The 16,232-nt window shown below is 67.3% G+C and carries 17 protein-coding genes; 1 reads left to right on the top strand and 16 read right to left on the bottom strand.

All coding sequences use genetic code 11. From position 1 onward, the window contains the following. Positions 1-9: 9 nt before the first annotated feature. The 11 genes from KME82_RS09975 to KME82_RS09925 form a co-directional block, all read right to left on the bottom strand. Positions 10-1,254 (bottom strand): lipoprotein-releasing ABC transporter permease subunit, encoded by a 1,245-nt coding sequence (locus tag KME82_RS09975; protein ID WP_215498363.1) that lies wholly within the window; start codon positions 1,252-1,254, stop codon positions 10-12. Between the two features lie 141 nt (positions 1,255-1,395). Beyond that, entirely contained in the window at positions 1,396-1,992 is a 597-nt protein-coding gene (locus KME82_RS09970) for a hypothetical protein (RefSeq protein WP_252255684.1), read from the bottom strand. Further along, entirely contained in the window at positions 1,943-2,215 is a 273-nt protein-coding gene (locus KME82_RS09965) for a succinate dehydrogenase assembly factor 2 (RefSeq protein ID WP_215498362.1), read from the bottom strand. Before KME82_RS09965 ends, KME82_RS09970 begins: the two co-directional genes overlap by 50 nt. Further along, complete coding sequence (locus KME82_RS09960; RefSeq protein ID WP_215498361.1) at positions 2,212-2,907, bottom strand: hypothetical protein; 696 nt, start codon at positions 2,905-2,907, stop codon at positions 2,212-2,214. The genes KME82_RS09965 and KME82_RS09960 overlap by 4 nt, the downstream gene beginning before the upstream one ends. Beyond that, positions 2,904-3,323, bottom strand: a complete 420-nt coding sequence (locus KME82_RS09955; protein ID WP_215498360.1) for an MAPEG family protein — start codon at positions 3,321-3,323, stop codon at positions 2,904-2,906. The genes KME82_RS09960 and KME82_RS09955 overlap by 4 nt, the downstream gene beginning before the upstream one ends. 126 nt (positions 3,324-3,449) lie before the next feature. Further along, the gene (locus tag KME82_RS09950; RefSeq protein ID WP_215498359.1) at positions 3,450-3,776 is read right to left on the bottom strand and encodes a hypothetical protein; all 327 of its coding nucleotides are present in this window, start codon (positions 3,774-3,776) and stop codon (positions 3,450-3,452) included. A gap of 142 nt (positions 3,777-3,918) precedes the next feature. Beyond that, complete coding sequence (locus KME82_RS09945) at positions 3,919-4,707, bottom strand: succinate dehydrogenase iron-sulfur subunit (protein WP_215498358.1); 789 nt, start codon at positions 4,705-4,707, stop codon at positions 3,919-3,921. 80 nt (positions 4,708-4,787) lie between these two features. Further along, positions 4,788-6,542 (bottom strand): succinate dehydrogenase flavoprotein subunit, encoded by a 1,755-nt coding sequence (gene sdhA / locus KME82_RS09940; protein ID WP_252255788.1) that lies wholly within the window; start codon positions 6,540-6,542, stop codon positions 4,788-4,790. 42 nt (positions 6,543-6,584) lie between these two features. After that, positions 6,585-6,983, bottom strand: coding sequence for a succinate dehydrogenase, hydrophobic membrane anchor protein (gene sdhD, locus KME82_RS09935; RefSeq protein WP_215498356.1), 399 nt, complete (start codon positions 6,981-6,983; stop codon positions 6,585-6,587). Further along, entirely contained in the window at positions 6,980-7,375 is a 396-nt protein-coding gene (gene sdhC, locus KME82_RS09930) for a succinate dehydrogenase, cytochrome b556 subunit (protein ID WP_215498355.1), read from the bottom strand. The genes sdhD and sdhC overlap by 4 nt, the downstream gene beginning before the upstream one ends. 161 nt (positions 7,376-7,536) lie before the next feature. Beyond that, positions 7,537-7,725: a DUF1674 domain-containing protein gene (locus KME82_RS09925; RefSeq protein WP_082124256.1), complete on the bottom strand. Its 189-nt coding sequence runs from the start codon at positions 7,723-7,725 to the stop codon at positions 7,537-7,539. 30 nt (positions 7,726-7,755) lie between these two features. Here KME82_RS09925 and KME82_RS09920 point away from each other — a divergent pair, with 30 nt between their 5' ends. Then, positions 7,756-8,628, top strand: a complete 873-nt coding sequence (locus KME82_RS09920; protein ID WP_252255682.1) for a YgfZ/GcvT domain-containing protein — start codon at positions 7,756-7,758, stop codon at positions 8,626-8,628. Between the two features lie 639 nt (positions 8,629-9,267). On the opposite strand, the gene asnB is transcribed toward KME82_RS09920, so the two are convergent. The 5 genes from asnB to KME82_RS09895 all read right to left on the bottom strand — a co-directional run bounded on the left by asnB (position 9,268) and on the right by KME82_RS09895 (position 16,219). After that, a complete protein-coding gene (gene asnB / locus KME82_RS09915) occupies positions 9,268-11,259 on the bottom strand; it encodes an asparagine synthase (glutamine-hydrolyzing) (protein ID WP_215498354.1) in 1,992 nt (663 codons plus the stop codon). 7 nt (positions 11,260-11,266) lie between these two features. Continuing rightward, positions 11,267-13,519 carry a thiamine pyrophosphate-dependent enzyme gene (locus tag KME82_RS09910; RefSeq protein WP_252255786.1) on the bottom strand — a complete coding sequence of 751 codons (2,253 nt, stop codon included), beginning with the start codon at positions 13,517-13,519 and terminating at the stop codon, positions 11,267-11,269. A 125-nt stretch (positions 13,520-13,644) separates the two neighbouring features. After that, positions 13,645-14,283 carry a glutathione S-transferase family protein gene (locus tag KME82_RS09905; RefSeq protein ID WP_252255784.1) on the bottom strand — a complete coding sequence of 213 codons (639 nt, stop codon included), beginning with the start codon at positions 14,281-14,283 and terminating at the stop codon, positions 13,645-13,647. Positions 14,284-14,288: 5 nt separating this feature from the next. Beyond that, on the bottom strand, positions 14,289-14,843 hold the full coding sequence (locus KME82_RS09900; RefSeq protein WP_215498352.1) for a GNAT family N-acetyltransferase: 555 nt from the start codon (positions 14,841-14,843) through the stop codon (positions 14,289-14,291). Positions 14,844-15,055: 212 nt separating this feature from the next. Then, positions 15,056-16,219 (bottom strand): acyl-CoA dehydrogenase family protein, encoded by a 1,164-nt coding sequence (locus KME82_RS09895; RefSeq protein WP_215498351.1) that lies wholly within the window; start codon positions 16,217-16,219, stop codon positions 15,056-15,058. Between the last annotated feature and the right edge of the window lie 13 nt (positions 16,220-16,232).

Raw genomic sequence — 16,232 nt, 5'->3', positions numbered from 1 at the left:
TTGTGAGCCTCACTCATAACGCAACGCCTCCGCCGGAGCCGTACGCGCGGCGCGCCAGGCGGGATAGATGGTGGCCAGGAACGCCATCGCCAGCGCCACGCAGGCGATGACGATCACGTCGCTGCTGCGCAGGTCGGTCGGCAGGCCGGTGATGTAGTAGACGTCCTCGGGCAGCAGTTGCACGCCGAGCACGGTCTCGATGGCCTTGAGGATGTGTTCCAGGTTCAAGGTCAGGGTGATGCCGCCGATGACGCCCAGCACGGTGCCGATGACGCCGATCAAGGTGCCCTGCACGACGAACACGGCCATCACGCTCATCGGGGTCAGACCGAGCGTGCGCTGGATCGCGATGTCGGCCTGCTTGTCGGTGACCAGCATCACCTGCGAGGACACCAGGTTGAACGCGCCCATCGCGATGATCAGCGACAGCAGCACCGCCATCACCACCTTCTCCATCTTCAAAGCGCGGAACATGTTGGCGTTGTCGCTGCTCCAGTCGGTGACCCGGTACGGCCCGCCGAGGCTCAGCGCCAGATCGCGCGCCACGTTCCAGGCCTGATCCATGTCGTGCAGGCGCAGGCGCACGCCGGTCACGCCGTCGCCCATGCGCAACACCCGCTGCATGTCGCGGATGTTGACCACCGCCAGGCCCTTGTCGAATTCGTTGTAGCCGGCTTCGAAGATGCCGCTGACGGTGAAGCGCTTGAGCTGCGGCATCGCGCCCATCGGCGTGCTGCGGCCGTCGGCGGTCATCACCACCACGCTGTCGCCGACCTGCGCGCCCATCCACAAGGCGAGTTCCTTGCCGAGCACGATGTTGAAACTGCCGGGCGTGAGCGAGCTCAGCTTGCCCTCGACCATCTTGTCGGCGAGCACCGAGACCTTGTGGTCTTCGACCGGATCGACGCCGCGCACGATCGCCGGTTGCTGGCGCGTGGCCGACAGCAGCGCTTCCTTGTCGACGTAGGGCGCGGCGCCGGCGACGCGCGGATCGGCCATGGCCTTGTCGACCGCGACCCGCCATTCGGTCATCGGTTCGCCGTAGGCGCTGACCGTGGCATGCGCGGCCATCTGCAGCATGCGGTCGCGGATCTCGCGCTGGAACCCGCTCATGACCGCCAGGGTCGTGATCAGCGCGGTCACGCCCAAGGCGATGCCGCCGATCGAGGCCAGCGAGATGAAGGAGATGAAGCCGTTGCGCCGTTTGGCGCGCAGGTAGCGCAGGCCGATGGCGACTGAAATGGGTTTGAACATTATGGAGCCGGGACTCGGGATTCGGGATTCGGGATCGGGTTCATCGTCTTGAGCCTGTGTCGGGAAGGGTTGGCGGATCGGTCGGAAGTGGGTTCGCTTTGCGCGAATCCCGAATCTCCAATCCCGAATCCCGGCCTCGTCTCATGGTGCCACCGAACGCGTATCGCGCGCAGGGGCTGTGACCGCGACGGCCAGCCGCAGTTCACGGCGAGCGGCCGCGTCCAGGGTGTCGGGCCACCACAGCAGCCGCTGCCGGCGGCCGTCGGGGCCGGTGAAATCGAGCCGGGCCAGCCAGCCGCGCCAGTGCAGGCGCAGGTCCGCGATCGCCTCGCCGGCCAGCGTGGCGCGGCCGCCGCGGATCACCAAGAGTCGCGCCGGACACCGCAATTCCCGTCGGGCGCCGACGATCGCCCAGAGCAGCGCGAGCCCGGCGATCGGCAAGGACAGCGACTGCGGCAGTTCTGACACCCACGCCGAAACGCCGCCGAGCGCGCCCAGGAGGATCAATGCAAGCGCGAGCCAGCGCGAGGGCCGCCATTGCAGCTCGCAGTCGGCGGCGGCGTGGCCGCGGAGAGATTCGCCTGGCTTGGGCGACGACGGCGCATTGCCGCGGACTGCCGACACCCGCAGTTTGAAACCGTCGTCCTGCAACTGCCGCTTACTGCAGCGACCTTGCGGTAACTGCGGCTCAAGGCGGCAGTTGGCGAATCGACTCAACCAATTGCTGAAGCTGCGCATCGCCGGAAGTCTCGTGGCCCATGAACCAGTGCCAGAGCTTATCGTCCTCGGTTTCCAGCAACCGTAGGAAAACCCCGCGCTGCGCTTCGGAAGCCTGCTTCCATTCGCGGTCCAGGTAACGGCCGAGCAGTTGATCGAGTTCGCGCATGCCGCGCCGGCAGCGCCAGCGCAGGCGGCGCAGTTCGATTTCGTCGCGTTGCTCGGCCGACAATTGTTCGCTCATGAGCCGCCCTCGGCCGGCGCGGCGCCGACCATCGCGCACAGGCCGGTGGGCCGACGCTTGCAGTACCGCGCCACGTCGCGCTTGAGCGCGGCATCGCCATCGAGCGCCGCGGACGCGGCGGCGAACAGTTCGGGACCGAACGAATCGCCGAGCACGTCGCCGATCGTGTCCTCGATTGCGCTTTCAGCGAAGGCCCGATGCGCCTGCAGTTGCGCCTTGCCGCCGCGCTGTTCGATGCAGGCCGACACCGCCGGCGTAGCGGCGGAATCGCGCACGCAGCTCAATTCGGTCTGGCCGGCGGGGCTGCGGAAATAGGCCAGGGCTTCGTCGATCTGCTCGGCACCGGCGCGCCCGGCCAGGCGTTGCGCGGTCTGCGCCGCGACCGGCTGCAAGCGCGTCGCCGCCATCCAGCGCTGCAGCAGGGCCTTGTCGCCGTCTTCGCGCGGCTCTTCCGGCAGGGTCTGGTCGTTGACCAGCACCATCATCTGCCGCAGCACGTCCTCGAAGCCCATGGTGTCGAGCAGGCTGCGCGCGTGCGCGATCGCCTTGTCCGACACGGGCGCCGCGGCGGGCGCGGCCTCCTCCTCGGCCGGTCGCGCGCCCGCGCCGGCACTCAACACCAGCAGCGCCAGCGCGGCGCAGACGCGAAGCGGCAACGACGGCCGCAGTGGATTTCGAAGCGAGCCCATCATGCGAGCAATCCTATTCCAAGACGAATCCACAGCGCCCACAGCGCGAACGCGCCGCTGGTGTAGGCGAAGAAACGATGCATGACCTTGTTGTAGCTGCACTGGATCGCGCTGTGGACGACGCGCGTGATCACGAACAGCCAGGCCAAGCCGAGCGTCGCCGCATCGGCCAGACCGGCGACCGCGGCCACGGTCAAGCCCATGTAGAACAGCACCGGCAGTTCGAACAGATTGCGGAAATTGTCGGCCGCACTGCTCTGGGTCAGCCGCGCGCTGACCTGGGCCGAGGTCGCCACCGCCTGCGGATGGATGCGGTCGCGGCGCATCTGGCCGATGCGGACCACGTACATGCGCAGCCACACGACCAGGGTCAACGCGACCATCGCCAGCGCGGGAAGGAAAATCGCTTTCGAGTCCATCGATCGCCTCGCTCCTGAGCAGGCCGCGCACTGGCGCGGCGGTTCGACTGCCGATACGGCGCCGCGAGCGCCGATGACGCCGCGCATGCCTTGCGCGGCCGGCGGCCAGGCGTACTCGCGCCGGCCTCAGCCGCGCCGACGCCCCACCAACACACCGCCGATCGTCAACACGGCGCCAAGGCCCAGCAGGAACATCGCCAGAGCCTCGCCGCCGATTTCGTTCTCGTTCGCCGCGCTGATCGCCCGCGCCGCGCCGGCCGCGTCGGTCGCGATGATCATATGCGCGAACGCGGCTTCCTCGCACTTGTCGCGCAGGGCCGCATCGCTGCCGCGCTTGTCCATTTGCGCGCGGCATTTTTCGACCACGGCGATGTCCACGTCGGCCGGGCCAGCGGAGAATTTCAGCCAGGCGCCGGCCACGAACACCAGCAGGCCGGCCAGCACGAGCAGCAAGGATTTCTTGTTCATGCGACCGGTTTCACCTCTCCATGGCGACGCAATCGATTCGCAAGGCCCGCGCTGCGCGAAACCTCCGCGCTCGCTCGCCCGCCGAAGCCTCCACGCGGGAGGCCACGACGGTAGCGCGAGGTCTGGATCAGACCCGCCGTGCCAGCATCAGCTTCTTGATCTCGCCGATCGCCTGCGCCGGGTTCAGCCCCTTCGGACAGGTGCGGGCGCAATTCATGATGGTGTGGCAGCGGTACAGCTTGAACGGGTCTTCCAGATCGTCCAGGCGCGCGCCGGTGTCTTCATCGCGCGAATCGATGATCCAGCGGTAGGCCTGCAGCAGGATCGCCGGGCCGAGGTAGCGGTCGCCGTTCCACCAGTAGCTCGGGCAGCTGGTCGAGCAGCACGCGCACAGGATGCATTCGTACAGGCCGTCGAGCTTCTTGCGATCCGCCGGCGACTGCAGGCGCTCGCGGTCGGACGGGGTCGCGCTCTGGGTGCGCAGCCACGGCTTGATCGAGGCGTACTGGGCGTAGAAGTGGGTCAGGTCGGGGACCAGGTCCTTGACCACCTGCATGCTCGGCAACGGATACACCGGCACGTCGTTCTTGGCGTCGCCGCAATCGGCGATCGCGCGGGTGCACGCCAGGGTGTTGGTGCCGTCGATGTTCATCGCGCACGAACCGCAGATGCCTTCGCGGCAGGAACGACGGAACGTGAGCGTGGGGTCGATCTCGTTCTTGATCTTGATCAAGGCGTCGAGAACCATCGGACCGCAGGCCGCCAGATCCACCTCGTAGGTGTCCACGCGCGGGTTCATGCCGTCGTCGGGGTTCCAGCGGTAGACCTTGAAGGTGCGCGGCTGCTTGGCGCCCGGGGTCGGCCAGTGGCGGCCCTTCTGGATCTGGGAGTTCTTGGGTAGGGCGAATTCAGCCATGCTGGCGATCTCTCGGCTTGCGTCGTACTGAAGTGGGTTCGTTGCCGGCGCGCGGCAAACCGCGCGCCATGATCGAAAGATCAGTACTTGCGTTCTTTAGGCGGCACGTAGGCCACGTCGTCGGTCAGGGTGTAGTTGTGCACCGGACGGTAGTCGATGCTGGTGGCGCCCTTCTCGTCGACATAGCACAGGGTGTGCTTCTGCCATTCGTCGTCGTTGCGCGTCGGGAAATCCTCGCGCGCATGCGCGCCGCGCGACTCGGTGCGGTTCTCGGCCGAGACGATCGTCGCCAGCGCCTGCGCGAGCAGGTTCGACAGCTCGTAGGTCTCGATCAGGTCCGAGTTCCAGATCAGCGAGCGGTCGCTGACCTTGACGTCGGCGAACATCGCATGGATCTCGCGCATCTTGCGCACGCCGTCGCTCAGGGTCTCGCCGGTGCGGAACACCGCCGCGTCGGCCTGCATGGTGCGCTGCATCTTGTCGCGGATCACCGAGGTCGGCGTGCTGCCGCTGGCGTTGCGCAGCTTGTCCAGGCGCGCGAGCGCCGCGTCGCAGGCATCGGCCGGCAACTTGGCGTGCGGGCCGCCTGGCTTGATCGTCTCGGCGCAGCGGTTGGCCACCGCGCGACCGAACACGACCAGGTCGAGCAGCGAGTTCGAACCCAGGCGGTTGGCGCCATGCACCGACACGCAGGCCGCTTCGCCGATCGCGTACAGGCCTTCGACCACCGCGTCGGGATTGCCGTTCTTCAACTGCACGACTTCGCCGTGGTAGTTGGTCGGAATGCCGCCCATGTTGTAGTGGACGGTCGGGATCACCGGGATCGGCTCCTTCTCGACGTCGACGTTGGCGAAGATGCGCGCCGACTCGGCGATGCCGGGGAGTTTTTCGTGGATCACTTCCGGGCCCAGATGGGTCAGGTCGAGCAGGATGTGATCCTTGTGCTCGCCCACGCCGCGGCCTTCGCGGATTTCGATGGTCATCGAACGGCTGACCATGTCGCGCGGGGCGAGGTCCTTCACGCTCGGAGCGTAGCGCTCCATGAAGCGCTCGCCGTTGCTGTTGCGCAGGATGCCGCCCTCGCCTCGCACGCCTTCGGTGATCAGGCAGCCGGCGCCGTAGATGCCGGTCGGGTGGAACTGCACGAACTCCATGTCCTGCAGGCCCAGGCCCGCGCGCAGCGCCATGCCGCCGCCGTCGCCGGTGCAGGTGTGGGCCGAGGTCGCGGAGAAATAGGCGCGGCCGTAGCCGCCGGTCGCCAGCACCGTGCCCTGGGCGCGGAACAGGTGCAGCGTGCCTTCGGCCATGTCGAGCGCGAGCACGCCGCGGCAGGCGCCGGTCTCGTCCATGATTAGGTCGAGGGCGAAGTATTCGATGAAGAACTGCGCGTCGTGCGCCAGCGACTGCTGGTACAGCGTGTGCAGGATCGCGTGGCCGGTGCGGTCGGCGGCGGCGCAGGTGCGCTGCGCCGGCGGGCCTTCGCCGTACTTGGTGGTCATGCCGCCGAACGGGCGCTGATAGATCTTGCCCTCGTCGGTGCGCGAGAACGGCACGCCCTGGTGTTCGAGTTCGATGATGGCCGGGATGGCCTCCTTGCACATGTACTCGATCGCGTCCTGGTCGCCCAGCCAGTCCGAACCCTTGACGGTATCGAAGAAGTGATAACGCCAGTCGTCCTCGCCCATGTTGCCCAGCGCGGCGGAGATGCCGCCTTGCGCGGCGACGGTGTGCGAACGGGTCGGAAACACCTTGGTGATGCAGGCGGTCTTCAGGCCCTTCTGGGCCAGGCCGAAGGTGGCGCGCAGACCGGCGCCGCCGGCGCCGACCACGATCATGTCGAACTTGTGTTCTTGAATCTTGTAGGCAGAGGCCACGACTCAGGCTCCCAACGCGATGCGGATGATGGCGAGCACGCTGGCCAGGGCCGCGATTACGCAAACGAAAACGACGGCGATCTGCGATGCGGCCGCCAGAATCGGGGTATGCACGTAATCCTCGATGATCACCTGCAGGCCGAGCTTGGCGTGCCAGAACATCGCGACCACGAACGCGCTCAGCAGCACGGCGTTGAACGGGGTATGCACCGAGGCGCGCACGCTGGCGTAGTCGCCGCCGATCCACGACACGATCAGGCCCAGCACGTACACGGTCAGGCCGATCAACGCGATCGCGGTGACGCGCTGGACGATGAAGTGGTGGGTGCCGTCCTTCGCCGAACCCAGGCCGCGCGCGGTCTTGAGCGGGTTGCGCAGGTTCTTGTTGTTGGTCGTGCTCATGCGCCACCTCGCGACATCATCGCCACGATCCAGATCAGCGCGGTCAGCACCAGGCTGCCGATGACGCTGATCCAGCCGTTGCGCACGAACGTATCGACCTTGTAGGCGTAGCCCGCGTCCTGGACCAGATGGCGGATGCCGTTGATCAGGTGATAGGCGAAGGCCCAGGTCCAGCCGAACAGGACGATGAAGCCCGGGACCGAGCGCGCGCAGGCGGTGAAGCTCGCCCAGGCCTGCGGACCGGCCGCCAGGGCGAGCAGCGCCCAGGCGATCAGCAGGGCGCCGACGGAAAGGATTACACCGGTGGTCCGGTGCAGGATCGAGGTCACCATCTGTATCTGCCAGCGATATACCTGCAGATGCGGTGACGTGGGTCGTTCGCGGTTCGCCATTAGCGTGGCAATCTCGGCTGGGCGGCGGCGCCGCGTGGCGGGAAGCGTGGGAGCGCTGGGTGGGGGTGTTGAAAAGCGGGACCGGGGATCGGATCTAGACACTCATGCAGGACTCGCCTCGTACAAAGCACGCTCATACAAGACACATCATGCAAGCCGGACTAGAAGTCGATGCAGCGGCCGTTCTTTTCCCAATCGCCGTAGCGGGTCGGTTCGAGACCCTCGCGACCACCGTGCTCTTTCGGAGCGTCCTTGGCGGAAGGCGAATGGCCTCCCGTTTCGGTAACGGGAGTCGCCGGGTTCTCGGACGCGAGGTCCGAACGTGCTTCCGGGGTGGTTTCGCCTATCATCACAGCGTTAAATATTAAGTCCCGCCCCCCATGCCTGACAACCCGCAAGCCTTGTACGGACAAGCATTCGCCCTGTCCGGTCAACAACTGATCGCCCTGGCAGGCCGCGATGCGGCCGCTTTTGCCCATTCGCAGTTCATGAACGAGGTCAAGGCGCTGGCCGACGGCCACTGGCAATGGAACGGCTGGCTGACGCCCAAGGGCCGGGTGATCGCGCTGTTCGCCTTGCTGCGCCTGTCTGAGCAGCGGATCTGGCTGCTCGTGCCCGACGCCGATGCGGCCGCCTTTGCCGAATCCTTGAAGCGGTTCGTGTTTCGCAGCAAGGTCCAGATCGGGCTGCGTGAAGATCTTGTGATCGAGGGACGTTTCGCCGCGCCGGCCTCGGCGCGCGACGCCGCGATCGGCGGCGACGAGGCGTCCGGGCTCGAAATCGACCTGGGCAGCGCGCAATCGCCGCGCAGTGTGCGCATCCACGCCGGCCCGGCCGCGGCCGAAAATGCCGCCGCGCTGGCGCTGTGGACGCAGACCGACCTGCGCCACGGCCTGCCGCGTCTGCCGGCCAGCCAGGCCGAACAATGGACGCCGCAGCAGCTCTCGCTGGAACGGCTGCGCGCCTTCAGCGTCAAGAAGGGCTGCTACCCGGGCCAGGAAATCGTCGCGCGCACGCATTTCCTCGGCAAGGCCAAGCGCGGCCTGGCGTTGTTCGAAAGCCCGGCGGCCGTCGCCGCCGGCGCGGAAGTACGCGGCGAAGCGGCGGTGCTGGGCACGGTCGCCGCGAGCGCGGATCACGACACGACCCATCTCGCGCTGGCGGTGCTGCCGCTGGAACGCGGCGAAACCGCGGCGAGCATCGATGGGCATGCGGTGGTGGAAACGCCGCTGCTGGACGGGTTGGCGCGCTGAGTCTGGTTGCGTCTTATCTCATGCAGGAGCGGCGTGAGCCGCGACCGCGACATCACGAACGGCGACGAAGCGATCCGGACGCTGCGTGGTCGCAGCTCACGCAGCTCCTACAGGGGCATGCGCACCTGCACCGCTCGTTGTAGGAGCGGCGCGAGCCGCGATCGCGACACCACGAACAGCGACGAAGCGATCCGGAAGCTGCGCGGTCGCAGCTTGCGCAGCTCCTACAGGGGCATACGCACCTACACCGCTCGTTGTAGGAGCGGCGCGAGCCGCGACCGCGACACCACGAACAGCGACGGAGCGATCCGGAAGCTGCGCGGTCGCAGCTTGCGCAGCTCCTACAGGGACCATCCGTACACAAGCTGCCTCTCGTAGGAGCGGCGCGAGCCGCGACCGCGACACCGCGAACGGTAACGAAGCGATCCGGAAGCCGCGTGGTCGCAGCTTGCGCAACTCCTACAGGGGCATACGCACCTACACCGCTCGTTGTAGGAGCGGCGCGAGCCGCGACCGCGACACCACAAACAGAGACGAAGCGATCCGGAAGCTGCGCGGTCGCAGCTTGCGCAGCTCCTGCAGGGACCATCCGTAAACGAACCGCCACTCGTTAGCTACAGCGGCGCGACCTCGACGGGGCTACAACCCACCCTCGCCGCTCGACGACAACCCGATCGCCTCGCCCGCCGCATCGCGCTGACCACGCCAGTGCTCGTGCCAGGCCTGGAACATCAGCACGTTCCACAAATGCGTATGCCAGCGCTTCTCGCCGTCGAGGAACGCGCGCCACAGGCCATGCACCAGATCGGCATCGAAATAGCCTTCGTCGCGCAGACGTTGCCGATCGAGCAAGGCGTCGGCCCAGTCGCGCAGATCGCCGCGCAGCCATTGCGATACCGGCGCGCCGAAGCCGCGCTTGCCGCGATCGACCATCGCATCGGGCAGATAGCGCTTCAGCACGCGCTTGAGCAGGTGCTTGCTGCCGCCGTCGCCGCGCTTGTAGGCCAGCGGCAGCGACCAGGCGAATTCGGCGATGTGGGTGTCCAGCAACGGCGCGCGCGCTTCCAGGCCGACCGCCATGCTGGCGCGATCGACCTTGCACAGCAGATCGTCGGGCAGGTACACGCTGTAGTCGGCCAGCATCATCGCGTCGGCCGGCGTGCCCAGCCCTTGCAGCGGCTCGGCCTGGTCGTACAAGGTCGGCGGCAGCACCGCGCCGGGCACGGCGGCTTCGGGAAAACGCCAGCGCACGATCCGGTTGCGGTACACATCGCCGATCCCGCGTGCGCCCATTTCCGCGGCGAAGGCGGCGAAACCGCCGGCGCGCGAGGCTTCGCCCCGGCCGCGCGCGACCGATTGCAGCGAATGCCGCGCGAGCCAGCGTCGCATCGGCGCCGGTACGCGCTGCAACAGTTTCAGATTGCGCAGCGCGCGCTCGTAGCGCTTGTAGCCGAAGAACAATTCGTCGCCGCCGTCGCCCGACAAGGCCACGGTGACCAGACCGCGCGCCAGCTTGCAGACCAGCGCGGTCGGCACCTGCGAGGCATCGGCGAAGGGTTCGTCGAACATCGCCGGCAACCGCGGCACCACCGCCAGCGCATCGGCGCCGCTGACGTACAACTCGGTGTGGGTGGTGCCCAGATGACGCGCCACCTGCAAGGCCAACGGCGCTTCGTCGTGGTGCGAGCCTTCGAAGCCGATGGTGAAGCTCTGCACCGGCGTCGGACTGAGCGCCTGCATCAGCGCGGTCACCACCGACGAGTCGGTGCCGCCGGACAGGAACACGCCGACCGGCACGTCGGCCACCATGCGCAGACCCACCGCGTCGCGCAGCAGATCGTCGAGCCGGCTTTCGGCCGCATCCAGGTCGCCTTCGAACGGACGCTCGATCGCCGCGGCCATGCGCTCGCCGGCGTGCCAGTAACGTTGCTGGTCGCGCGCCGGATCGTGCGCGGCCGCGCCGCGCGCGACCGTCGCCGCATCCAGTCGCAGCAGCGCGCCGGGCATCAGCTTGAAGGTGTCGACATGGATCGCGTACGGCGACGGCACGTAGTCGTAGCGCAGCAACAGCGCAAGCGCGTTTCGGTCGACGCCGTTGTCGAACTGCGGATGCCGCCACAACGCCTTGAGTTCGGAGCCGAACACCAGGGTGTCGCCGGCCCAGCCGTAATACAGCGGCTTCTTGCCGACCCGGTCGCGCACCAGCCACAGCGCCTGTTCGCGGGTGTCCCACAGGGCGATCGCGAACATGCCGTTGCAGCGCGCGATCGCGTCGCGCACGCCCCATTGCACGATCGCCGCCAGCAGCACTTCGGTATCGGAGTGACCGCGAAACGCGTGGCCCAGTTCGAGCAATTCGTCGCGCAGCTCGGCGAAGTTGTAGACCTCGCCGTTGTAGGCGATCACATAGCGCTCGTCGGCCGAGGCCATCGGCTGATGGCCCAGCGGCGACAGATCGAGAATGCTCAGGCGCCGGTGCGCGAGCGCGATCCCGGCCGCGGCGTCGGTCCACACGCCGTCGTCGTCGGGGCCGCGATGGCGGATCGCCTCGCCCATCGACGCGGCGATCGCGAGCAGATGCTCGCGATCGAGATCGGCGTGCGGGCGCAGCAGTCCGGCCAGTCCGCACACGGCCGGCTCAGTCCTTCGCCAGCAGGTCGGCGGCGCGGACGATGTCGTCCTCGCCCGGAATCACCAGGAACGCGGCGCCGGCCAGCGGGGTGTAGGTGTCCACGCCGACCACGCGCTGCATCGGCACGCCGCCAAATCCGGCCTCGGCCAAGGCGGTGATCACGCCCTCGCCCACGCCGGCGCTGCGCCGGCCTTCGTCGACCACGATGATGCGCTTGGCGTTGGTGGCCTGCTGCGCGATGTAGGCGTCGTTGAGCGGCACCAGCCAGCGCAGGTCGATCACCCGCGCTTTCCAGCCACGGGACTGTTCGATCTGCCGGGCCGCACGCAGGCTCATCGGCACGCCGTTGCCATAGGTGAAGATGACCAGATCGTCGCCGTCACCGCCTCTTTCCGGCAGATACGCGCGTCCCTCGCCCAGCGTCATCGCCTGATCGGCGGACGGATATTGGGTCAGCCAGCGACCATCGCCGGCTTCGTACAAGTCCTTGGTCATGTACAACGCGATCGGCTCCAGCAGCACCGCCACCCGGCCGTCGACCTTGGCCAGCGCGGTGAGCGTGCGCAGCATCGTCGCCGCATCGTCGCCGCGCGAGGGACAACCGACCACCAGGCCGGGAATATCGCGCAGCGCGGTGATCGAGTTGTCGTTGTGGAAATGCCCGCCGAAGCCGCGCTGATAGCCCAATCCGGCGATGCGCACCACCATCGGGTTGCGGTACTGGTTGTTGCTGAAGAACTGCAGCGAGGCCGCTTCGCCGCGAATCTGGTCGCAGGCGTTGTGGAAATACGCCAGGTACTGGATTTCCGGAATCGGCAGCAGGCCGACGTTGGCGAAGCCCTGGGCCATGCCCAGGATCATGGTTTCGTCGAGCAAAGTGTTGAACACGCGGCGCGGGCCGAAGGCTTTCTGCAGCCCCTTGGTCACCGTGTACACGCCGCCCTTCTGGGCCACGTCTTCGCCGAACAACAGCGTTTCGGGGTACTTGGCGAAGATATCGTGCAGCGCGTTGTTGATCTGGATCGCCAGATGCCGCGGCGGCTGATTTTCCGGCAGTTTGGCTTCGCCGCCGAACACTTCCAGGCGACGCTCGGCGTAATCGGCGCGCGCGGCTTCTTTCGCGACGGCCGCGGGCGTGTACGGCGCGAGCGGCGCGATCACTTCAGCCAGATCGTCGAGCTTGGGCCGGCGATCGGCCTCCTCGGCCGCGGCGAAGCAGCGCTTGCGCGTGGCTTCGTACAGATCGAGCACATCGGCCTTCGACATCAGCCCCGATTCCAGCGCGATCGCCGCGGATCGCAGCAACGGATCGCTGGCCTCGACCGCGCACAACTCTTCGACCGAACGCCATTCGATTTCGAAATCGGTACCGGCGTGGCCCATGATGCGGGTGGTGCGCAGGTGCAGGAAGGTCGGACGGCGGGTGCGACGGCAATGCTCGACCGCGCGCTGCACATCGCCGTAGCCGTTGGCCAGGTCGAGGCCGTCGGCGGCGAAATAGTCCAGCCCGTCCATGGTGCGGAAACGATTGCCGATCCAGCCGCCCGGGGTCTTCACCGAGATGCCGATGCCGTTGTCCTCGCACACGAACAGCACCGGCGCGGGCAGCTTCTGGTACGCGGTCCAGGCCGCGGCGTTGAACGCGGTCTGCGCGGTGGCGTGATTGGCCGAGGCGTCGCCGAAGGAACAGATCGCGATGCTGTCGTCGGGGATCGGCATGACGTGGCCGAGGCGACGCGCGGTCTCGATGGCGACGGCGGTGCCCAGCGCTTTCGGCAGGTGCGAGGCGATGGTCGAGGTCTGCGGCAGCACCCACAACGGCTTGCTGCCCCACACCTTGTGACGGCCGCCCGAGGCCGGGTCGTCCTTGCTCGCGGCGAACGACAGCGCCGAATCCATCACCGGGTCCATGCCGGGCAGCTTGCGGAAACGCTCGGCCATGAAACCGCCGCTGCGGTAATGCAGGAACGCCGGATCGGTGTGGCGCGCGAGCCGCGCGACCATCGCATTGCCTTCGTGGCCGCTGGAACCGATGGTGTAGAAGACCTTGTTCTGCACCCGCAGCACGCGCGCCATCAGATCGAGGTGGCGGCTGATCAACTGCGATTCGAACAACTCGCGAAAGCCGCGCGCATCCAGCGCGCTGCCGTCGAGAATGGCCTCGTCCGCCGCCGGACGCGCATCGGCGCGGCCGTTCCAGGCCTGCACGAACTCGACGAAATTGACGTCGCAGATCTCGGCCCGGTTGAGGCCCTTCATGCGCGCCGGAATCGGGCTCGCGACGGGATTGAAGTTGGGCACGCTGCTGAAGATCGAAGACTGCGGTTGCGCTGACATTGCAAGCTCCGCCGCCCGCATGCGGGTCGGCTCATCGGTAGGAAAGATCAGGACGTGAGGGCGATCCGCTGCGCGGCCTGCGCATCGGGCTCGGGCAAGGCGACGAAGCCGGGGGTCGCGCGCACGCGCGCCAGCCAGGCCTGCACCGCCGGATACGAAGACAAACCGATGCCGCCGTGCTCGGCCACATCGGTGTAGGCGAACAGCGCGATATCGGCGATGCCGTAGCGTTCGCCGGTGAACCAGGGATTGTCGTGCAGATGCCGCTGCATCACCGCCAGGGCCTGATGGCCGCGTTCGCGCAAGCGCGGCAGTTCGGCGCGGCGCGGCGAATCCAGCGGCGTCCAGCCGGCGATGAAACGCGCCACCGCGATGCAGGGCTCATGGCTGTACTGCTCGAAATTCATCCAGCTCAACGCCTGCGCGCGCTGCCACAGGTCGGCGGGCAGGAACTCGCTGCCGTCGGCGAGGTAATACAGGATCGCGTTGGATTCGCTGAGCGTGCGGCCGTCGTCGAACTCGACCACCGGCACCTTGCCGTTGGGATTGAGCGCGAGAAATTGCGGCGTGCGGGTCTGGCCCTGGCTGCTGTCGACTTCGACCCAGCGATAGCGCTCGCCCAACTGCTCCAGCAGCAGGCGCAGCTTGTGGCAATTGCCCGACGGGGAAAAGCCATGCACGGTGATCACAGTCAGGCTCCGGCCTCGCGCCGCGCGCGCCATTGTTCGACCGTCTGGCCCCATACCTCGACTTCCTTGTCGGTATAAGGTTCCGGCAAGAAACGCCCTTGACGCAGATAGCGCGAGCCGAGCTTGGCGGCGACGGCCTTGGAGCCCAGGTTGTCCGGATCGATGGTGTGGATGATCTCGCGCCAGCCCAGGTGCTCGAACGCCCACTGCATCGCCGCGGCCGAACCCTCGCTCGCATAGCCCCTGCCGTTTTCCGAAGCGACGATGCCCCAGCCGACTTCGGTGCCGGGCCAGCCTTCCGGATACCAGGGCCCGAGCCGGCCGATCCAGCGGCCGCTGCTCTTTTCGATCACCGAGAAGAACGCGAAGCCCTGCACCGCCCACGAGCCGATCACTGACATCATCGCGCGCCAGGCCAGCGGCCGCGGCTGCGCGCCGCCGACGTAGCGCACGTGCTCGGCGTCGGCCATGAATCCGGCCCAGGCGTCGAAATCCTCCAGACGCGGCGGACGCAGGATCAGGCGCGGGGTTTCCAGTTGGATGTCGGGAATCGTCATCACGGTCGCGTACTCCTGCTGCTGCGCATTCGAAGTCCCTCTCCGCCTTTGAAAGCCCCTCTCCCGCTGGCGGGAGAGGGGTTGGGGTGAGGGCGCGCGAAACTGCGCTTGCCGCGCATATCGTTGCCTGGCGCGTGCCCTCATCCGGCCCTTCGGGCCACCTTCTCCCGCAAGCGGGAGAAGAAAGATGGTGCTGCCTGCGGCAGCAAAACTTAAAAGGCGTTGATCCCCGTCAACTCGCGCCCGACCACCAGTTGGTGAATCGTCTCGGTGCCTTCGTACGTGATCACCGATTCCAGATTCAGCGCATGACGGATCGCCGCATGCTCGGTGGTGATGCCGGCGCCGCCGAGCAGATCGCGGCATTCGCGCGCGATGTCGATGGCCATGCGGCAGTTGTTCCACTTCGCCAAGCTGACCTGGGTCGGCTGCATGGTGCCGGCGTCCTTCAGGCGGCCGAGCTGCACCACCAGCATCTGCGCCAGGGTGATCCGGCGCGCCATCTCGGCCATCTTGATCTGCGCCGACTGGGTCGCCGCGACCGGACGATCGAACAGGATGCGTTCCTTGGTGTAGCCCAGCACTTCGTCCAGGCAGGCGATGGCCGCGCCGATCGGGCCCCAGGTGATGCCGTAGCGGGCCTGGGTCAGGCAGCCCAGCGGGCCCTTGAGGCCTTTCACGTTCGGCAGGCGATTGGCTTCGGGCACGCGCACGTTGTCGAAGAACAGCGACGAGGTCACCGACGCGCGCAGGCTCATCTTGTGCTTGATCTCCTGGGCGGCGAAACCGGGCATGCCCTTCTCGACCACGAAGCCCTGGATGCCGTCCTCGGTCTGCGCCCAGACGATCGCGATGTCGGCGAGGTTGCCGTTGGTGATCCACATCTTGGAACCGTTAAGGACCCAGTCGCCGCCGTCCTTCTTGGCGTTGGTCTTCATGTTGGCCGGATCGGAACCGCCGTGCGGCTCGGTCAGGCCGAAGCAGCCGATGATCTGGCCGCGGGCCATGCCCGGCAGCCAGCGCTCGCGCTGTTCCTCGGTGCCGTAGGCGTAGATCGGATACATGCACAGCGAGGACTGCACGCTGACGAAACTGCGGATGCCGCTGTCGCCACGCTCGAGCTCCTGGCAGATCAGGCCGTAGCTGACCGCGTTGAGGCCCGCGCAGCCGTACTTCTCAGGCAGCGAGGAGCCCAGCAGGCCCAGTTCGGCGATCTCGGGCACCAGTTCCTTGGGGAAACGGCCCTGGTCGAAGGCATCGCCGATGATCGGGATCACGCGCTCGTCGGTGAAACGGGCGACGGTGTCCTGTACGGCGCGCTCCTCTTCGCTGAGCAGGGAACGGACGTCGAACAGATCGTAGGGATTCAGGGCCATGGCGCGCTTTGGG

Origin of the sequence: Lysobacter capsici (assembly GCF_018732085.1) — a bacterium.
Taxonomy (GTDB): domain Bacteria; phylum Pseudomonadota; class Gammaproteobacteria; order Xanthomonadales; family Xanthomonadaceae; genus Lysobacter; species Lysobacter capsici_A.
This window is presented reverse-complemented; position numbering and strand designations above follow the sequence as displayed.

Bases quoted from the DNA above. Each gene is read 5' to 3' on its own strand.
- KME82_RS09900 (WP_215498352.1), bottom strand. From the start codon at position 14,843: ATGACGATTCCCGACATCCAACTGGAAACCCCGCGCCTGATCCTGCGT.
- KME82_RS09960 (WP_215498361.1), bottom strand. From the start codon at position 2,907: ATGATGGGCTCGCTTCGAAATCCACTGCGGCCGTCGTTGCCGCTTCGC.
- KME82_RS09965 (WP_215498362.1), bottom strand. From the start codon at position 2,215: ATGAGCGAACAATTGTCGGCCGAGCAACGCGACGAAATCGAACTGCGC.
- KME82_RS09955 (WP_215498360.1), bottom strand. From the start codon at position 3,323: ATGGACTCGAAAGCGATTTTCCTTCCCGCGCTGGCGATGGTCGCGTTG.
- KME82_RS09975 (WP_215498363.1), bottom strand. From the start codon at position 1,254: ATGTTCAAACCCATTTCAGTCGCCATCGGCCTGCGCTACCTGCGCGCC.
- KME82_RS09895 (WP_215498351.1), bottom strand. From the start codon at position 16,219: ATGGCCCTGAATCCCTACGATCTGTTCGACGTCCGTTCCCTGCTCAGC.
- KME82_RS09920 (WP_252255682.1), top strand. From the start codon at position 7,756: ATGCCTGACAACCCGCAAGCCTTGTACGGACAAGCATTCGCCCTGTCC.
- KME82_RS09945 (WP_215498358.1), bottom strand. From the start codon at position 4,707: ATGGCTGAATTCGCCCTACCCAAGAACTCCCAGATCCAGAAGGGCCGC.
- sdhA (WP_252255788.1), bottom strand. From the start codon at position 6,542: ATGATCGTGGTCGGCGCCGGCGGCGCCGGTCTGCGCGCCACCTTCGGC.
- KME82_RS09925 (WP_082124256.1), bottom strand. From the start codon at position 7,725: ATGATAGGCGAAACCACCCCGGAAGCACGTTCGGACCTCGCGTCCGAG.
- sdhD (WP_215498356.1), bottom strand. From the start codon at position 6,983: ATGAGCACGACCAACAACAAGAACCTGCGCAACCCGCTCAAGACCGCG.
- KME82_RS09910 (WP_252255786.1), bottom strand. From the start codon at position 13,519: ATGAAGGGCCTCAACCGGGCCGAGATCTGCGACGTCAATTTCGTCGAG.
- KME82_RS09970 (WP_252255684.1), bottom strand. From the start codon at position 1,992: ATGCGCAGCTTCAGCAATTGGTTGAGTCGATTCGCCAACTGCCGCCTT.
- sdhC (WP_215498355.1), bottom strand. From the start codon at position 7,375: ATGGCGAACCGCGAACGACCCACGTCACCGCATCTGCAGGTATATCGC.